At 44.3% G+C, this 19,331-nt stretch carries 14 protein-coding genes; 3 read left to right on the plus strand and 11 right to left on the minus strand.

From position 1 onward, the window contains the following. Positions 1 to 138: 138 nt before the first annotated feature. Positions 139 to 1,002, plus strand: a complete 864-nt coding sequence (locus MKY99_RS20595) for a class I SAM-dependent methyltransferase (RefSeq protein ID WP_042129425.1) — start codon at positions 139 to 141, stop codon at positions 1,000 to 1,002. Between the two features lie 3 nt (positions 1,003 to 1,005). Beyond that, positions 1,006 to 1,752 (plus strand): RluA family pseudouridine synthase, encoded by a 747-nt coding sequence (locus MKY99_RS20600; RefSeq protein WP_231573316.1) that lies wholly within the window; start codon positions 1,006 to 1,008, stop codon positions 1,750 to 1,752. A gap of 43 nt (positions 1,753 to 1,795) precedes the next feature. Here MKY99_RS20600 and MKY99_RS20605 read toward each other — a convergent pair whose 3' ends face one another. The 8 genes from MKY99_RS20605 to MKY99_RS20640 form a co-directional block, all read right to left on the minus strand. Further along, positions 1,796 to 2,227, minus strand: coding sequence for a MarR family transcriptional regulator (locus MKY99_RS20605; protein WP_076284605.1), 432 nt, complete (start codon positions 2,225 to 2,227; stop codon positions 1,796 to 1,798). 204 nt (positions 2,228 to 2,431) lie between these two features. After that, entirely contained in the window at positions 2,432 to 4,873 is a 2,442-nt protein-coding gene (gene gyrA, locus MKY99_RS20610; RefSeq protein WP_339266112.1) for a DNA gyrase subunit A, read from the minus strand. 254 nt (positions 4,874 to 5,127) lie between these two features. Beyond that, positions 5,128 to 7,110 carry a DNA topoisomerase IV subunit B gene (parE, locus tag MKY99_RS20615; protein ID WP_042190046.1) on the minus strand — a complete coding sequence of 661 codons (1,983 nt, stop codon included), beginning with the start codon at positions 7,108 to 7,110 and terminating at the stop codon, positions 5,128 to 5,130. Between the two features lie 167 nt (positions 7,111 to 7,277). After that, positions 7,278 to 8,267 carry an ABC transporter permease gene (locus tag MKY99_RS20620; RefSeq protein ID WP_042190048.1) on the minus strand — a complete coding sequence of 330 codons (990 nt, stop codon included), beginning with the start codon at positions 8,265 to 8,267 and terminating at the stop codon, positions 7,278 to 7,280. Next, complete coding sequence (locus tag MKY99_RS20625) at positions 8,260 to 9,240, minus strand: ABC transporter ATP-binding protein (RefSeq protein ID WP_339266113.1); 981 nt, start codon at positions 9,238 to 9,240, stop codon at positions 8,260 to 8,262. The genes MKY99_RS20620 and MKY99_RS20625 overlap by 8 nt, the downstream gene beginning before the upstream one ends. 108 nt (positions 9,241 to 9,348) lie before the next feature. Further along, complete coding sequence (locus MKY99_RS20630; protein WP_339266115.1) at positions 9,349 to 10,185, minus strand: GDSL-type esterase/lipase family protein; 837 nt, start codon at positions 10,183 to 10,185, stop codon at positions 9,349 to 9,351. 247 nt (positions 10,186 to 10,432) lie between these two features. Then, a complete protein-coding gene (locus MKY99_RS20635) occupies positions 10,433 to 11,200 on the minus strand; it encodes a CAP domain-containing protein (protein WP_339266117.1) in 768 nt (255 codons plus the stop codon). A 258-nt stretch (positions 11,201 to 11,458) separates the two neighbouring features. Continuing rightward, complete coding sequence (locus MKY99_RS20640) at positions 11,459 to 13,423, minus strand: WG repeat-containing protein (RefSeq protein WP_339266119.1); 1,965 nt, start codon at positions 13,421 to 13,423, stop codon at positions 11,459 to 11,461. A gap of 117 nt (positions 13,424 to 13,540) precedes the next feature. Here MKY99_RS20640 and MKY99_RS20645 point away from each other — a divergent pair, with 117 nt between their 5' ends. Further along, complete coding sequence (locus tag MKY99_RS20645; RefSeq protein WP_339266120.1) at positions 13,541 to 13,732, plus strand: hypothetical protein; 192 nt, start codon at positions 13,541 to 13,543, stop codon at positions 13,730 to 13,732. A 1,567-nt stretch (positions 13,733 to 15,299) separates the two neighbouring features. Here the strand turns inward: MKY99_RS20645 and mglC are convergent. From mglC to MKY99_RS20660, 3 genes are all read right to left on the minus strand, one after another. Then, positions 15,300 to 16,307 (minus strand): galactose/methyl galactoside ABC transporter permease MglC, encoded by a 1,008-nt coding sequence (gene mglC / locus MKY99_RS20650; RefSeq protein ID WP_339266122.1) that lies wholly within the window; start codon positions 16,305 to 16,307, stop codon positions 15,300 to 15,302. Between the two features lie 52 nt (positions 16,308 to 16,359). Next, a complete protein-coding gene (locus tag MKY99_RS20655; RefSeq protein WP_339266124.1) occupies positions 16,360 to 17,871 on the minus strand; it encodes a sugar ABC transporter ATP-binding protein in 1,512 nt (503 codons plus the stop codon). Positions 17,872 to 18,016: 145 nt separating this feature from the next. Then, on the minus strand, positions 18,017 to 19,093 hold the full coding sequence (locus MKY99_RS20660) for a galactose ABC transporter substrate-binding protein (protein ID WP_143764073.1): 1,077 nt from the start codon (positions 19,091 to 19,093) through the stop codon (positions 18,017 to 18,019). Positions 19,094 to 19,331 lie beyond the last annotated feature (238 nt).

Raw genomic sequence — 19,331 nt, forward strand, 5'->3', positions numbered from 1 at the left:
AGCATGGAAATATTATACACATAATCTTCATTGGATAAAATAAGTAGAGTGTTGAGCTTGTGCGTATTTTGTTTGTAGCTATATGGTGAAATGATGTACAATAAAGGCTAAATGAATTTTTGAAGGATGGATTAAAAAATGTATATAGCTAGCGACTGGAAAGACTATGAAGTAATTGACACTGGCGGTGGAGAGAAGCTTGAACGTTGGGGTGACATTATTCTGCGCCGTCCGGATCCACAAATTATTTGGCCACTCTCCAATGAGACAGCGAAATGGCGTGATGTACACGGTCATTATCACCGTTCCTCAGCGGGTGGTGGACAATGGGAAATGAAGAAAACAATTCCGGATGATTGGAAAATTAGTTACGGGAAATTAAAATTCCATTTGCGTCCTACAAATTTTAAGCATACAGGGTTATTTCCTGAACAAGCGGCCAACTGGAGCTGGATGATGGACAAGATTGCGGCAGCTAACCGTCCGATCTCTGTACTGAATCTATTTGCTTACACTGGTGGAGCTACTGTAGCCGCAGCAAGTGCCGGCGCTTCTGTTGTTCACGTGGATGCAGCCAAAGGAATGGTGCAATGGGCCAAAGAAAATGTCCAGCTGTCCGGCCTGGGTGATCGTCCAGTTCGCTACATCACGGATGACGTATTCAAATTCGTACAACGTGAACAACGTCGTGGTAGTAAGTATGATGCGATTATAATGGACCCGCCTTCCTATGGAAGAGGACCTGGCGGAGAAATGTGGAAGCTGGAATCCAGCTTATATCCATTCCTTGAGAGCTGTATGCAAATTATGAGCGACAAACCTTTGTTTATGCTAATCAATTCATACACCACTGGGATTTCTCCAACTGTCCTACGTAATATGTTGTCGATGACCATGGGTAAACGTTATGGTGGGAAGCTCACCTCCGGTGAAATCGGTCTTCCGATCACTTCCTCCGGCATGAACCTGCCATGCGGCATTCTGGGACGCTGGGAGGCGTAAGCCATGACACAGCATTTATCTGGAAGCAACGAGCCGCTGGACGGAATGTCGAAGCGCTTTGAAGTGTTGTACGAAGATAATCATCTTCTAGGCATAGTGAAGCCCGTGAATATTCCTGTTCAGGAGGATGCTACTGGAGATCCTGATCTGCTCAACCTGCTCAAAGAAGATGTGAAGGAACGCTTTAACAAGCCTGGCAACGTCTATATGGGGCTAGTCCACCGCCTGGATCGTCCGGTTGGGGGTGCAATGATCTTTGCCAAGACATCAAAAGCAGCCTCAAGACTATCCGAGTGTGTCAGAACTCACAGCTTTCATAAGGTGTACTTAACGGTCGTGCACGGAAAACCACCAGCATCTCATGGCCGTCTTACCGATACGCTGCTTAAAGACGCCAAGAGCAATACCGTCACTGTAGTCCGGAAAGGAACACCCGGCGGTAAGGAAGCCATTCTGGATTACACAGTACTTGGCAGCGCTGAGGGTTACAGCCTGCTCAAGATCGATTTACTTACCGGTCGTTCACATCAAATTCGAGTGCAGCTTAGCTCCATCGGCTGCCCCTTATACGGTGATCAGAAGTATGGAGCTTCGGTGAACAGACCTGGACAGCAAATTGCACTGTGGTCTGCACTTGTAGGCTTTCCCCACCCTGTTACTAAAGAAGAAGTAGAACTTATTTCCCTGCCTCCGCAAACCCATCCATGGGATTTATGGTCCAAGGAATTACAAAAGAAGGCTATCCGTTAATGGATGGCCTTCTTTTTTTGAAATAAAGAGTTGTTGTATATATTCATGGTGTAGAACCTTCCGGTGCAGTTGTAACAACCATTTTGCCCATTAAATAGAGTAGTAGCTGTTGGTTATGAGAGGATATCGGATCAAGCGCTTCTGCAAAAAAATCACTGCGGATCTTCAAACCACGTACAGTCTCCTGCGTTCCAATTTCCGTTATACTCACCCATACAATACGGCGATCCGCAGCATCTCTCTCCCGAATGATAAGCCCATTTTTCTCCATCCGATCAAGTAACATAGTAACCGCTGCAGGACTGGTCGCCAGATGTGGAGCCAGATCAGAAGGCTTCATGGCATCACGTTCCTGAAGCAGTTCAAGTACTGTGAGTTGGGCATCCGTTAGCGATGGGGCAAGATTACTGTCCATATGTAGTTTGTAATCTTTTAAAATTTTATGCCAAATTTTACTGAATTCAGAAGCGTGCACACTGATTCCTTCCTTTCCTTGCGGTTCTATCCGGTATAACTACATTTTCGCGAAACAAATTCCATTTCCTGCAAAAGAAGAAAAATAAATCTTCTAAACTGATAAGCGGGAAAATTAAAAAAAGGCACTTAGTCAGTTCTCAAGAAGAATTGACTAAGCACCTTGATAAGTTATTTTAACAAATCTGTTTATTACTAGTTCGTTTTACTTAACTGCCGGGAAAAGATTAACAATCTCGTCCTTTTTCTCCACAGGAACAATCTGTTTGCCTGTAGAACGACGCTCTCCGAGTGGTGCAGATTCAGAAGAGAATGTGTGATGTGCATTCTCCCGTGTAATTGCATTAAGTTCCAGCGGTTCTCTGCAATAGAAAGCCCCTGCTAATTTACTGCCATTTGGTCGTACTCGCTTGCCTTCCTTAAATTCAAAGGTTGGCATCCCTTTGCCACCGCGGCTTTGAGATGGATAATCCACTAGTAATGAACGTTTCGCATATCCGATATCGGAGATAGAAAGGATCTCACCTTCATCTTCACTGACCCAGAAGCAAGAAATCACCTCATCGCCCTCACGAAGCTGAATGCCTCTTACACCGGATGCAACACGGCCCATAGGATTAACTTCATTCTCATGGAATCTAATACTCATTCCTTCACGAGTCACGAGTACAATATCCTTGTCATTCGTACTAGTAGCCACTGTAATGATCTCATCACCGTCTGCTACCTTACAGGCTGCTACGGCTCCAGAGCGGCTTGTAGAGTATTCCTTGAGCTCTGTACGCTTAACCTGACCTCTGCGGGTGATAAACACGAGGCTTTGCTGCGGATCATCAAGATTATTGACCGGAATCACGCTAATGATTCCATCCCCTTTAGACAATCCGATAACGTTAACAATCGCAGTACCTGGTTCTTTCCATTTAAACTCTGGAATCTGGTGAACCGGAAGTAAGAAGTACTGCCCCTTGCGCGTAAAGACCAGCAGACTGTCACGGGTATTCACATCGAGCAGCTTAACGATATGATCGCCTTCTTTAACGCCTGATGTATAACGTTCCCCACCAGAGCGGGTAAAGGAAAGCATACTTGTACGCTTAATATAACCGTCTGCGGAAAGTGCTACTAACACATCCTCTGCGTTGACCAGCGCTTCAAGGCTAACTTTAAGCTCCTCAACTTCGCCTTGGATCAGCGAACGGCGATCGATCCCGTATTTATCACGGATCTCCAGCAATTCCTTACGGATTACAGCTACGAGCTTCTTGTCACTTTCCAAAATGCCACGCAGATGTGTAATCTTTGCCATCATTTCATCCAATTCTTTTTGGAGTGAAGTAATCTCCAAATTCGTCAAACGATACAATTGTAAGGTAAGAATAGAATCCGCTTGACGTTCACTGAACCCGAACATCCACACGAGATTGTTCTGAGCATCCTGACGGTTCTTCGATGCTTTGATGGCAGCGATGACCTCATCCAGAATATTCAGCGCCTTAACCAAGCCCTCTAAGACATGAGCACGGTCTTCTGCGCGTTCCAGATCAAATTGGGTGCGATGAGTCACTACTTCACGCTGATGCGCGATATAAGCCTCCAGGATGGCTTTAAGACCAAGCTGTTGCGGAGCCTTGTTGACAATCGCCACCATATTGAAGTTATAGGTGATTTGAAGATCGGTTTTTTTGAGCAGATATGCCAAAACGCCTTGGGCATCCGCTTCTTTCTTGAGTTCAACTACAATCCGAAGTCCTTCTCGACCACTCTCATCACGAACTTCAGCAATGCCATCGATTTTCTTCTCTAATCGAATATTCTCCATGGAGGTAACTAGTCGTGATTTTACAATCTGGAATGGAACTTCCGTAATCACGATTTGTTGCTTGCCTCCACGCATATTTTCAATCTCAGTCTTGGAGCGTAAATAAATACGGCCTTTACCAGTGCGGTAAGCATCCATGATGCCGTCTCCGCCCATAATAGTGCCGCCTGTAGGGAAATCCGGACCTTTCATAAAGGTCATGATATCTTCAAGTTCAATATCCGGCTTCTGCATCACTGCGATACAAGCATCAATAACCTCACGTAGGTTATGTGGCGGAATCTCAGTGGCAAAGCCTGCGGAAATCCCACTCGTGCCGTTTACGAGTAGATTCGGATACCGGGAAGGAACAACCACAGGCTCTTTGGCTGTATTGTCAAAGTTGTCCTTAAACAGCACCGTCCGCTTCTCGATATCACGCATCATCTCCATTGCTATCGGAGATAAGCGTGCTTCTGTATAACGCATTGCCGCAGCTGGGTCATCGTCCATCGAGCCCCAGTTGCCATGACCGTCAACAAGAACATGCCCCATCTTCCATGGCTGTGCCATACGAACCATACCGTCGTAAATCGAGGAGTCACCATGTGGATGGTAATTACCCATTACATCCCCGACGGTTTTGGCTGACTTGCGGTACGGCTTGTCAGGCGTGTTGCCAGAATCGTACATCGCATAAAGAATACGGCGTTGTACAGGCTTAAGTCCATCGCGGACATCGGGAATCGCCCGGTCCTGAATAATATATTTGGAATACCGACCAAAGCGGTCACCGACGACCTCTTCCAGAAAAGCCGGCAAAAATTGTTCTGATAAACTACTCACTTGGCTCACCTTCTGTTCCTCAATCTGTCCACTTTCTTAAAGATTGGTGATATTCTTTCACTTCGCTTTGCGGATCATTCTTCCGGTCGCTGTTGTTTCCAGATTTTTTGATTATACCGCTGTTAGCGGATAAAATCCGGAAACAAAGGCGAACGCTAACGCTCCTCCAGAACGATTCCGCCACTCCGTTTGCCTATCACCAAAAAATTAAAAACAGTGGAAGTGTTCGTCACTTGCAGCACTACTAACTGCAACTACTCTACAATTTCAGTGAAATCGACATTCTCAACAATCCAGCGTTTACGTGGATCGACTTTATCACCCATCAGTGTAGAAACACGACGCTCAGCCTTAGCAGCATCCTCAATCTGCACCTGAAGCAGTGTACGCGACTCTGGATTCATCGTTGTTTCCCACAGCTGATCAGGGTTCATCTCACCCAATCCTTTATAACGCTGAAGCTCGAAGTTTTTGCCGAATTCCTTTAAGTAATTTTGCAGTTCTTCATCACTCCATGCATACCTTACGGTTTCCAGCTTGCCCGTTTTGCGGGTCAGCTTATAAAGCGGAGGCTGGGCAATGAAAACCTTTCCGGCATCTATTAACGGCTTCATATAACGATAGAAAAATGTCAGCAGCAGCACCTGAATATGCGCTCCATCTGTATCCGCATCGGTCATAATGATAATTTTGGAATAATTGCTGTCTTCGACGGTAAAATCCGGACCAATTCCTGCACCAATCGTGGAAATGATCGCTTTATATTCATCGTTCTTCAGGATATCCAGCAGCTTGGCTTTTTCCGGATTCATCGGTTTCCCTTTTAGCGGCAAGATCGCCTGAATCTTTGAATCACGGCCTTGCTTCGCTGAGCCACCAGCTGAATCACCTTCTACGATAAACAGCTCAGTTCGTGTAACATCCTTAGACTGCGCAGGTGATAATTTTCCGCCAAGATTCGAGCTCTCGCTACGTTTCTTACCTGTACGGATCTCATCGCGGGCTTTGCGAGCCGCTTCCCGAGCCTTCGAGGCCTGAATTGATTTTTTCAGAAGGCTCTGTGCTACCTGTGGGTTTTCTTCCAGGAAACGAGCCATATTCTCAGATACGATATAGTCTACTGCACTACGAGCAGAAGCACTACCAAGCTGATCCTTCGTCTGTCCAACAAATTCTACTTCGGACATTTTGACACTAATGACAGCCATCATACCTTCGCGCAAATCATTTCCTTCTAAATTCTTATCCTTTTCTTTAAGCAGTTGTGTACGTCGGGCATAATCATTCAACACACGAGTATACGCGGTCTTAAAGCCTGTCTCATGAGTACCGCCGCTACGAGTAGGAATGGAGTTAACGAAGGAAGCCAAGGTTTCTGTATAGCCTCCATTGTACTGAAGGGCTACTTCCACTTCGATATCGTCCTTTTCAGCGCTGAAGTGAATAACATCATGTAGAACATCCTTGCCCTCATTCAAGAACTGTACGAATTGGCTTGCTCCACCCTCGTAAAAGAACTCGTCCTGACGATTGCTCCGCTCATCATGCAGCGTAATACGCAGACCGGAATTCAGAAAGGCAATCTCCTGTACTCGCTCTGCCAGCGTATCATAATTCAGGGCAATTCCATTTGGAAAGACGCGAATATCCGGTTTAAAAGTAATTTTCGAACCGGTTTTGTTGGTGTTGCCCAGAATTTCAAGGCCCGTTACTGGTTCGCCAACATGCTCTTTCCCCTTCTTGTCCACCCAATATTCAAAACGTTGACGATGGATTTTGCCTTCACGATAAATCTCTACTTCAAGCCATTCAGACAAAGCATTCGTTACTGAAGCCCCTACGCCATGCAAACCGCCTGATTTCTTGTAACCAGATCCACCGAATTTACCGCCTGCATGCAAAATTGTAAATACAACTTGTGGCGTTGGCACTCCTGTCTTATGCATTCCAGTTGGAATCCCACGACCGTTGTCCGTCACCGTTACTGAGCCATCTTTGCGAAGTAGTAAGTCAATCTTCGTACAATACTTGGCTAAATGCTCATCCACAGCATTATCTACAATTTCCCATACTAGATGATGTAGTCCCGAAGAACTTGTACTGCCGATATACATGCCAGGTCGTTTGCGTACTGCAACCAGACCTTCGAGCACTTGAATGTCGTCAGCATCGTATCCAGTACGGCTATTCTCGCCGTTATTAGAAACTTCAGCAAACATATCGATCTGTTCGAGCATTCATGCTCCTCCTTCTTTTCTCTATACTCAAGCATTAACGCCTTCGGCGTCCTTATAAAGACGTAAGCCTTTAAGCGAGAAATATAAGACATACAGTATAAATGCAAAACTTATACTTTCTCATATCTCTAGAAATGCAAACAAACGTTTTCGTCACTTTGTACATTCTAATTCAAAATATCCCTTTTCGTAAAGACGGCGAATGAAATGATCACCGAAGCAGCCCCCCATACAGCCAGTACAGCCATGGAAAATGACAAGGACATCCCCTCTATGGGTGCGGGAGTTCCTGACAAATAACCGGTCAGTCCAAGATTTACCATAAATAAATATTTCGCTGTTGTCCAGGCTGAGGCCATATTAGTCAGAATATTTCCAGCGATCAGCGCTGCCATCATAACCACTATACTAGCAGCAGTGCTCCTTACAAGTACAGAGATCATAAAAGCAAGCAGGGCAACTACGACACTTACGAACCAGACCAATCCACCTTGCATAAGCATATATTTCCATTGTGGTACTGCATGCACAGTAGACATATCCACCGAGTCTCCACTGATCTTAAAGCCTGTAAAGACAGGGATATTAAAGCCCTTATATCCAAAAGCAAGACCAGAGATAAGGTAGCTGATCACAAAGGTGGAGAGCACAATAAGCGAGACAAACATAAGCAGAGCCGCTAATTTGCTAAACAAAACTTTCCAACGCTTAACTGGCCTTGTCAGCAGCATTTTGATCGTCCCTGTAGTTCGCTCCGCAGAAACTAAATCCGAGGCTACCGCCATAATGAGCAGCGGAATAAATAAAGTAACGGAATTATCCATAAACTCACGGGTAAAGGTAACGCCACTTGGCTCGTTCGGATTCACATCATGGTGAAGGTAGTACTGAAGCTGCTGTACAAATATTCGCCGATAAGTCTTCCATTCCTCTGGAATTCGGTCGCTACCCAAAGAATTTTGATTATCAATGATCTGCTGCTGGATCTCCAGGCGCCAATCGGAGTTGAATTTATCTCGGCTACGCTCAGCTGAGCGCATTTGAGCGTAGGTGAACATAGGCACCAGTACAATCAGAATCAGCAGTATAACATAAAACCGTTTCTTTTTAATGATTTTTAAACATTCATTACGGATTAGCGGAAGCATATTATTCAACGTTCTCACCCTCCGTTAGTTTCAAGAATAGCTGTTCCAGTGTCGGATTGATTTTATGCACAGCCCTAACTTCGATTTCAGCAGTCACCATAACAGCCACAATCTCGGGGATCAAATCCTGCTCCATAATTGTGATTAAAGAATTCGGGCCCATACCAGCAATTATTGAATCATCCAAGCTAACGTCTTCCAGATTCTGAATCTGAATATCTGGGCGATCAGCCAGTAATCCCTTAGCTAAAGCAAAAGGCTCCAGCTCCCAAAGTACATAAGGAGAATTTCGAGCGATCAGCTCTTCAACCCCACCCACTGCAAGTACTCGCCCTTTACTAATAATCGCAACACGGTCACAGAGAAGCTGGATTTCACTAAGTAAATGACTCGATACAAATACCGCTAAACCCTCATCTGCTAGTTTGCGTATAAATTCTCGCAGCTCCTTAATTCCCTTTGGATCTAAGCCATTTGTAGGCTCGTCCAGAATAAGCAGACGCGGACGTCCCAAAAGAGCCTGCGCTATACCAAGTCGTTGTCTCATCCCAAGCGAATATGTACTTACCTTATCATGGATTCGTTGATCCAACCGAACGATATCTACGACTTCACTAATACGTGCATTATCTATACCTGGCTGCATTCGGGCAAAATGCTGTAAATTCTCCCATCCCGTCAAATAGGTATATACCTCAGGATTCTCAACGATAGAGCCGACAAATTGCAACGCTTTTTCCGGATTTCGGTTCACATTGTAACCACATACCGTAATCTTGCCCTCGCTTGGACGAATCAAATCGACAAGCATTCGAATCGTAGTTGTCTTCCCAGCTCCATTGGGTCCGAGGAAGCCAAAAATTTCTCCTTCTCTCACATCAAACGTAACATCATCTATAATCCACTTTCGCCCTATTTTTTTCCGTACCCCGTCTACAGACAAGACGACCGGGCTGGATTCTCCACTGTTCGCTTTTGTCATATTCTCCTTAGCTCCTTGTTACTGTCATTTCCTTGGCTAGTACTTGCTCAAAGGATATTTTATCTAATACAAATCATCATTCTTAGAAAGCTGGCTCTCACTTCTGTTCTAGTGTATAGCCTGAATGAATCGCTCTCCAATTCGTTGATAGCCATCCCCATTCGGATGAAAATGATCCGTTGATAAGTATTTGTCCAAATGCTTGTTAAACAAATCGAAGGTTGGAACCAATGTCATATTGCTGTGCTTATTAATAATATCCATTGCCGCATTATTCCACTTCGCAACCGCCTGATTACCTGGTACAAGTAGATCTGGTATATCACCAAAGGGATTGTATAACCCCATATAATAAATTTGAGCGTTTGGATTGATTTCCGTGATTTTCTCCAGAATCTTACCTAATCTTTCTACTGCTTCCGGAAGGGCTGCTAGCAAAGACTCTGGAGTCAGCTCTTGATCAATCGTGGATTCACTTTGAAGTGCGCCACTATTCTGCAAAATATTGGAGTCCTTGAATAAATCATTCCCTCCGATCGAGAGCAGAATGACATTCGCCATATGCAGCGCGTAATCTATACCATCTTCATCCAGCTTGCTTTGCAGTCCTGCAGTTGTTAAACCATTAATCCCCATATTACCCAGTAAATCAACTTCGACACCTTTAGCGGATAAACCACTAACCGTACGCTTAACAAATCCTTCTCCGGTGTTATCACCAGTTCCCTTGGCTAGCGAATCTCCGAGAGCAACAACTTTGAGCTTCTTAACCGTCTCCGTCACTGGAGCGGCTGTTTGCTGAGGTAAGTTGGTCCCTGACGCTTCTCCAACCGGATAGATGATGTCTCTGACCGCATAAACTAAACCTACAATTAGAATTATTGTTGTTACTATGGAAATCAGGCTGACCGTGCGCCATGTCCACTTTGAATCATTCAAAGCCATCCCTCCGTGTGCCGTTCTATTATGTATTGTTCCACATTTTACAAAGATCTTAACTATGTACATAAACATAAATCTTCCATACCGGTTTTGCAAATGTCTAAAATAGAAATAAATCCAGCTAATCCGCTTATTTAACCCGAATCTGAATACGAAAATTCTCAAAAAAATTTAGCGATTAAAGTTTGGGTACAAAAAAACGTTCCCCGATTTTCATCGGAGAACGTTTGATTCCAGCAACTTTTTTCAATTATTTACCAATAAATTCTTGAACCCAATAGTTATTGTCATACCCTACACCGATATAATTGAAGTTAGCATTCAAAATATTAGCCTTGTGACCAGGACTATTCATCCATGCTTTCATTACTTCTTCTGGTGTTTTTTGACCCATGGCGATGTTCTCCCCTGCAGCGTTATAAGTGATCCCAAAGGATTTCATCATATCGAATGGTGAACCATACGTAGGTGAAGTATGTGAAAAATAGTTATTAGTACGCATATCCGTAGCTTTTGTAGCTGCTACTTTATGAAGGCTGTCCAACCCAGAAACAGGCTTCAAACCAGCTGCTGCACGCTCTTTATTTACCAGCGTTACGATCTGTTGAACATAAGTTCCTTTATTGCTCGCAGCACCTGTAGTAGGTGTAGTTTCTGTAGGTTTAGTTACAGGTTTAGTTACAGGTTTAGTTACAGTAGTCGTATCCGAAGGCTTAGTTACAGGCTTAGTTACAGTAGTCGTATCCGAAGGCTTAGTAACCGGAGTTCCGGTAGATGTATCTTTATTTGGAACCGTTCCTGTTTGAGGCTTGGTTACCACGATTGTGCTATTAAAAATAGGGAATCCCTGTAAGTTAGCTTGTTTTAAATATTGTAAAACCTGCTCATAGCTAGTACCTGATTTAATTACTGTTACCTCAGTTGAGGCCGCATTCGCTTCGAGTGGAAGAGAAATACTAAGTGCCATAACAGCTGCTACACTACCACCAATAATTGCTCTTAATCTCTTGTTCTTCATTCTGCCATCTCCTCTTTCTTGTGTGTAATATATGTTTCTGCTTAGAGTGACCAGCTACAAATGTTACAAAGTTGTAATTTGTTCCTCAGTCATTGTAGCATAAATCTATCAGCTGTGCTCTTCTAATTTTTAACATTTACTAGTCTTGATTGTAAGTTTCCTGAGCATGAATTGCATTCGATATTGGCGTTAAAAAGCAAAAAAAGTCGCCATTCTCGAGAGAATAGCAACTTCTATGTGCTAAAAGATAAAAAGTAACTAGTGAAACGACTGCCAAAATTCTCCCTCAGTAGAGATAAGTCCCATAATTTCTGCATAAGGAATACGGAAAGTAGGAAAACCCGCAGAATAAGGAGCAATCTCATAAGGTGCGAAATAAAGATATAACGCTTCATTATCTACAAAGAAAGGCTGATCTGAGGTAATTCCTTTATACGTATCCGGAAAAACATAGGAGTACTCAGGATCATTCTCAATCTGCTTACCTACGATTTTACTGAGCTTCTCCACGTATCTACTTCCTGGCTTGAACAAATCACCTAGCTTATAGAACCTTCCGTTACGTACGTTAGTATGTGTATAGATTTTGGTAGGCATGCCGTGGGCTGCTCCAAAAGGATAACGGTATCCCGTTAACTCCAGCACTAGAAGGTTTTTGCGGAAAAAGGACACTGAAAAATCACCATTATAACTGAAATCCTGTGTTGCTCCATTACTACCTGGGTCTTCGACTAGTGAAAGCTTCCGTAATTTATCATTAACCTCTCTAGAAACTTCCGCGCTTGCAATTCCTTCAACAACCGGATAGTAAACCAGATAATCCCTGTTCGGTTTGTACTTCTTCTCGACTACGGAATATGGAGGTCTCAGTGGGATGACTCCATTTTGCCTCCAAATCTGCTTCCCTTGACGATCATAATATGCTGTACGTTGATCTATATCTGCTCTAATTAAGCGTCCACTGAGGGTAAGTGTTCCCGTCCCTTGAATAACTGGAGGCTGAGCTGCTCTTTTTCCAGTTCGATCTATAAAAAAAGTCTCCTTAGCATCATATACAGATGCCAGTCCGTCCTGATAATTATTCACACCAAGCAGGGTATGATTGCTCAGAATTGCTCCTGTCTCTGCATCAGCGATAATGTAACGTGAGCCTCGATAAGGTTGACTAGGGAATATTGGTGTTCCTATAGCTGCTCTACCTTCACCAAGCTGCAGGACTTCATAATATTTCGCGGGGATAATCATTTTTCCTTGTTTATCAATCAGCCCGTAGGCGTTGCCATAGTTCTCAGCGGTATTCACCACTGCACGCCCCTCAGAGAAAGGTAAGGCAGAAGTAAATTGTGGCTGAATAGCTACTGTTCCATCCGTGTTTAAATAGCCGTACTTACCGTTCTCAGTCTCTTGATAGGAGAGCAGCCCATCACCCGGACTCCCTACGAATGGATGATTGTACGTATAGAGAATCTTCCCTTCAGGATCAATGAGTGCGTACTCTCCCTCTTTAATCTTGACCAAAGCCACACCATTCATGAAATCATTGGCGTCCACATAAATTGCAGGCAAAACCTCTTTGCCTTGCGCATCTACATACCCATATAGTGATGGACCACCCGTTGTATTTTGTTTCGAAAATAATGCAAGTCCCTCATGCAATGAGTTTAGATAATCATAACGGGCTGGAGTCACCTCTTTACCTTTTTCATCGATAAATGTGTACCCTTTCGCATCTGATACTACTGCGCGTCCTTCCGAAAAAGGGGCAATAAACGAGTAAATGGGCTTCACCCGCTCCCTTCCAGAGCTGTCGATCAGTCCGCTACTGTTTTTTCGTTGTACAATTGCTAGCCCGTTCTTCTGAAAATCCTCAGCATATTCGTATCTAGGTTCAATCTGAGCACGACCTTCGTCGTTAATATATCCCCAGAGCATACCCTCTTTAAGATTAAAGGGCGCCGGATGTAGCCCAGTATTCCTTAATTCGTCGTCCACCCACTCCGGTAATACATACGGCGTCTCATAAGGCTTATTAGAGTAGTCTACACGATATAATCCCGCCTCAGCCGGGATCGTAACGAACAGCTCCTCTTCTGTGCGTATGAAATCTTCTTCTTGCTGCGTAATATATTCGTTCCAGCCAATGCCGTCCCATCTCCATACATCCGCTTGCAATGGACCATTGTCATTCCCTTTCCCCAGCTCATTCAATCTAATCCTTAACATCGAGTCGCTCCCCTTTAACAAAGGCATTTGCCTATAGAATATGGGAGAATGTTGGTTTATGTGATTTTGATCTTTGAGGTGTGGGAGAAGGGTTAAAACGCATTAAGTGTGTTAGGTGTGTCGATACAGGTTGCACGGTGGGATGTTGGACGGGGGGCAGAGACTGGTGGCAAGGCTGGTGACGGGGGATGTGACAGTGCGGGGATTCGTGTGACTCCTAGGGTTTGTGGGATGCGCTTGAGAATGGTTAGGGCTGCGATGCGGGTTTGGGGTGCAGGGCGAAGTTTCGGGTCGTGGTGTGGAAAGTAACATAGTAGCCGTTAAGTAAATAAGGGAGAGTGATTGAAGATGGATTGAGCTACGGGGCGAGTACGAGTGTAGGGTGTGGGGATTCGTGTGACTCCTGGGATTTGCGGGATGCACTTGAGGATGGATCGGGCCGCGGGGGAGTCGGGTTTGGAGGATTCACGCGTTCGTGGGGTGCAGAAGTATGACAAGATGAGGCGGGAGATTTGCTAGGGCTATTGTCAAAGCGTACTTGGATCGGGGTGTGGAGTAACGTAGGAGGTGTGGAGTTAATAAGGGAGTGTGATTGAGGATGGCGGTTCGTGCTGGGCGTTCGCTCCGAGAACGAAACGTTGCTCCTATCGCTGTTGTCTCCAAATTTATTGATTTGTACCACATGCGCATTAAAGTATAAAGAGAAGAACGAACGCTAGCGCTTGCACGCAATCATGCCGTTCTCTCAGCTGCTATTAACGTTTTTCGTCAACTCAGCCTCACCACGAATTCAAGGCTTCACGTTGCTCCTATCGGTTAATTCTAGAGCATTTATGCCCTTCATTCTTCCACAATGACTCGTTTGGCTATTTCTGGGGCATTTATACCCTTTATTCTTCTACAATGGCTCATTTCGGCTATTTCTAGGGCATTTATACCCCTTATTCTTCCACTTTGGCTCTTTTCCGCTATTTCTGGGGTATTTATGCCCTTGTTTCTTCATGCATCCGCTTCATATAGCTCATTTTCGTCGATTCTAAGGGATTTTTACCGTTCATTTGCCACCTGTAGCTCATTTCAGCCGATTCTACGGGATTAATTCCGTTCTTTTACCACTTCTAGCTCATTTCAGCCGATTCTACGGATTTTTACCGTTCTTTTGCAACTTGTAGCTCATTTCAGCCGATTCTGCGGGATTATTACCGTTCTTTTACCACTTTTAGCTCATTTTCGTCGATTCTACGGGATTTTTACCGTTCATTTGCCACATTTCAAACAAAAACAAGTGAAGTTTCTGCATGTAATATAAGTTGGTCTTAGACGTGGCTTAGTCGCTATAGGATTACTGGCGGCAGTAGGCGATGGTGTTCGCACGAAGGTGTTGGCACGATGTTGTTGTAGCGGTATTGGGTATAGTGATGTTGGTTGTGACGGTGTTAGTTGCAGCAGTGTTGTTGCAGCAGTGTTGTTGCAGAAGTGTTGTTGTAGCGGTATTGGATGTAGCAATGTTGGTTGTGACGGTGTTAGTTGTATCAGTGTTTTTGCGGCAGTTTTAGTTATAACAGTTTTGGTTGTGGCAGATTTAGTAGTGTCAGTGTTAGTTGTTTGTTTTTACCTGCTACTTCTTCGAAGCGAAGCCATCGAAACAGGCATGCCAAAAAGCGTTTGCGATAACTAGCAAACGCTTCTTCTGCCCTACCCCAGCGAGGTGATAAGGATAACGGAGGGGAATTTTGGAGCTGTAGAAACGAAGTGGTCGCCTTTGTTCTCAGATTCCAACCGCTAACGCGGTATCAATCAAGGAATCTGAGAACAACAGCGATCGTAAGCCCAATATTCCCCGGAGTTAGCCCTTAATCACCACGCGACCACGCTGCTACTTCTTCGAAGAGTACTTCCGCATATCAAATGCGACTGCGGCTATAATAATCAAACCTTTGATAATCAACTGATAGTACGGGCTAATGCCAATAAAGGTCAGACCGTAGTTAATGAGAGTAAAGATGATAACCCCCACTAAAACACCCGGCACAGTACCGATACCCCCAGTTGTAGATACACCACCAACTACACAAGCTGCAATGGCATCAAGCTCATACATGTTACCGTAGTTATTAGTTGCTCCACCTGTTCTAGCAGCTTCCAGAACGCCTGCCAGACCATAAAGTGCACCAGCAATGGCATAGATGTAAATCAGGTTCTTGGAAACATCGATACCGGATACTTTAGCTGCCTGCATATTTCCGCCAATCGCATACATGTTCTTACCCAGCTTGGTTTTATTGAATACCACCCACACAATGGCGGCGACACCCAAGGCTATCAGCACGATATACGGGATTGAATATTGGCCGCTCCCGATGAAGCCCGAGCCGATCTTGGTGAAATCAGGACGCAGACCACCGATTGGCTGGGATTGGTTAGGATCCATATCGAAGTACAGGGAGTTCAGCCCGTACACGATGAGCATAGTCCCCAGGGTAGCGATAAATGGTGGAACGTGAAGCTTGGAAACGACAATACCATTTATAAGTCCACAGAGAAGACCAGCAACGATAGCAATAAGGATTGGAAGCCATACTTCCACTTGCGGAAGATCTGGAAAAAAACGACGGGAATAGTCTGGGATTTGCAGCATGGAAGCGGAGATAACCGCCGTAAAACCAACTACCCGTCCAGCTGACAAGTCAGTACCTGCCGTAATAAGGATAAAGGCAACCCCAAGCGCGATGATAACGCGTGTAGACGACTGAATCAGTACGTCACGTAGGGTGTTGATGGACATAAAGTTTGGATCATATATGATGATCCCCATAATCAGCAGTACCAGCACGATGTAAATTGCGTTTTGAGTCACAAAGGATTGAGCTTTTTTAACGTTCATTAGTAGTGATCCCCCTTAAAATTACGCAAACATATTCTCCTATCCGTACTCCTTAATGCTGTGCAGCGAGACGCATAACTTCGGTTTCCGTAGCTTGCTCGCCTTCTAATATTCCTGTAAGCCGTCCTTCCGACATGACCATTACACGGTCAGACATTCCGAGCAGCTCCGGCATTTCAGAGGAGATCATAATGATACTCTTCCCTTGCTGGGCCAAGTCGGCAATTATGGAGTAAATCTCGAATTTAGCCCCTACGTCGATACCACGGGTCGGCTCGTCCAGAAGCAGGATTTCGGGCTCAGTAAGCAGCCATCTAGCAAGCAAGACCTTTTGCTGATTACCACCAGAAAGATTCATGATTAGCGTTTTGGTTGTAGGTGTTTTAGTTCGTAATTTTTCAATCATTTTATCGACTTCAACTTTTTTCTTCTTGCTATTCAGGAGGAAGTACGGTTTTTGATAACGATGTAGATTAGCAATCGCACCATTCTCATGAACAGACAAGACTGGAAATATGCCTGTTACACGACGCTCTTCGGTAAGCAAAGCCATTCCGTGTTTCTTAGCATCTTTCGGAGAATTGATAGTAACAACCTTGCCTTTAATAGAGATCGTTCCGGATTTCAAGGCTCGCAAACCGAACAACGCCTCAATTACTTCAGTTCTCTGGGCACCTACCAGCCCCCCAACACCAAGGACCTCTCCACGTCTTAATTCGAAAGACACATCTTTAAAAGATCTTTCCTCCGGAGAGGTTAAGCCTTCCACTTTCATGTATACTTCACCAGGTACGTTGAAGCGTTCAGGGAAACGGCTGGTCAAATCGCGGCCCACCATTTTTGAAATGATAATATCTGTAGTTAATTCCGCCGCTGGCCAGGTTCCGATTTTTTTACCGTCACGCATAATAGTAACTTCGTCAGAGATTGCGAGAATCTCTTCCATTTTGTGAGATATATAGATAATAGCTACGCCTCTACTTCTGAGATCCCGTATGATCCGGAATAAATGTTCCACCTCCACACTGGTTAGGGAAGAAGTGGGTTCATCCATTACAATAACTCGGGAGTGAAAAGAGACAGCCTTCGCAATTTCAATGGATTGGATTTTGGATACGGAAAGCTTACCCACTAATGTTTCGGGATTCAGGTCGATATCCAGATCTTTAAACAAATTTTCCGTGTCAGTGAACATTTTCTTATGGTCAATAAACTGAATCGGTCCGATTCCCTTCGTTGGAAAACGTCCTAGCCAGATATTCTCCATAACACTTCGGAACGGCACGGGATGCAACTCCTGGTGAATCATAGAAATACCACTTTTTAACGCATCATTTGAACTGCTGATAGAAGCCTTCTCACCATCCAAAAAGATCTCACCGGCATCCGGTGAATAAATACCAAAAAGACATTTCATAAGTGTGGACTTACCTGCACCATTCTCACCCATAAGTGCATGCACCGAACCCGGTCTTACTTTTAAACTAACATCGTCCAGCGCTTTAACGCCGGGGAATTCTTTAGTAATATTGTTCATTTCCAGCAAAAACTCAGCTTTTTCCATGTTGTTACGCCCCCTACGCTTTTTTTCTTTTTTATGAGAGGCACAGCGGTTCCATCCTGTTCCCTGCCTAAAAGAAATACCGAGGAGCGGTTATCCGCTCCCCGTGCTGTCATATGATCATGAGTAACTCTGTAGCCGATGTTAATTACTTAGCGTCTGCTATGTTGTCTTTCGTAATCTTTTTGTAGGAAATCCATACGTATTGGTTGTCAGTGATATCAAAGCCTACATTATCTTTCGAAGGCGTTTCGCCTTTAGCAAGCAGAGCAGCAACTGTGATGGCAGCCTTACCTTGGTTATTCGCATCATTTAGCACCGTTCCAAGCATTGTTCCATCTTCCAGCGCTTGAATCGCAGGAGCAGTTGCATCCACACCTACTACCGGCATGAATTTGTCACCCGTAAAGTAGCCTGAGGCTTTCAGAGCTTCGATTGCACCGAGGGCCATATCATCGTTGTTAGCAAGAACCGCTTCAATTTTGTCGCCGTGAGAGCCAAGGAATGCCGCCATTTTTTCTTGTCCTTTTACGCGATCCCACATTGCTGTATCTTCAGCCAGTTTCTCTACCTTGATTCCTGCATCTTCGATAGCTTGAATAGAGTAAGTAGTACGAAGCTCAGCATCTTGGTGTCCTGGTTCACCTTTCAGCATTACATATTGGAGAACTCCGTCGCCGTTCTTGTCCGCTTCAGGATGTGCTTTCCAGTAGTCAACAATCAGTTGGCCGGACATTGTACCGGACTCTTCTGCTTTCGCACCTACATAATAAACTTTATCCCATTTCTTCATATCTTCAGGAAGCGGTTCGCGGTTAAGGAATACCACTGGAATGTTTGCTGTTTTTGCTTTTTCGATAATAACGCCAGCAGCTGTACGGTCAACTGGGTTGATCAGCATCCCGTTATATTTTTTAGTGATGAATAAGTCAACCTTGTCATTTTGTGTGGGTTGTGAATTTTGGCTATCTACGATATCTACTGTAGCGATGCCTTTAGCCGCACTATCGATAGCGTTACGAACACCTGTCATAAAAGTATCGTCAAATTTGTAAATGGCGACCCCAACTTTAGGCGTTTCTGTTGTAGTGCCCGAGTTCTCAGTCTTTGGAGCGTTAGTTGCCTTGTCTGTAGCACTATCTGTAGTTTTGTTGTTGCCACCACAGCCTGTCAGAGCAGCACCCAGCAAAGCACTAGCTAATAGAACGGAAGTGATTTTTTTCATTATTCATTGACCTCCTATTTATACTTCTTTTTTTGTTTGCCCCTGATCGTCTCGGGTACATTCATATTATGCCTCACCTGAAAACGCTTGCGAATATAAAATCCTACTCATTACTATAAAAATTCTAATGAACCCAAGAAGAAATATAAGGATGATTTTCATTGAAAATTTATACTTTCTTATATTCTAAAATAAAAAACGAATACCGCCCCATTCAAGGATGGTATCCGTTACACGA

Source organism: Paenibacillus sp. FSL R5-0470 (assembly GCF_037975205.1).
Taxonomy (GTDB): domain Bacteria; phylum Bacillota; class Bacilli; order Paenibacillales; family Paenibacillaceae; genus Paenibacillus_AQ.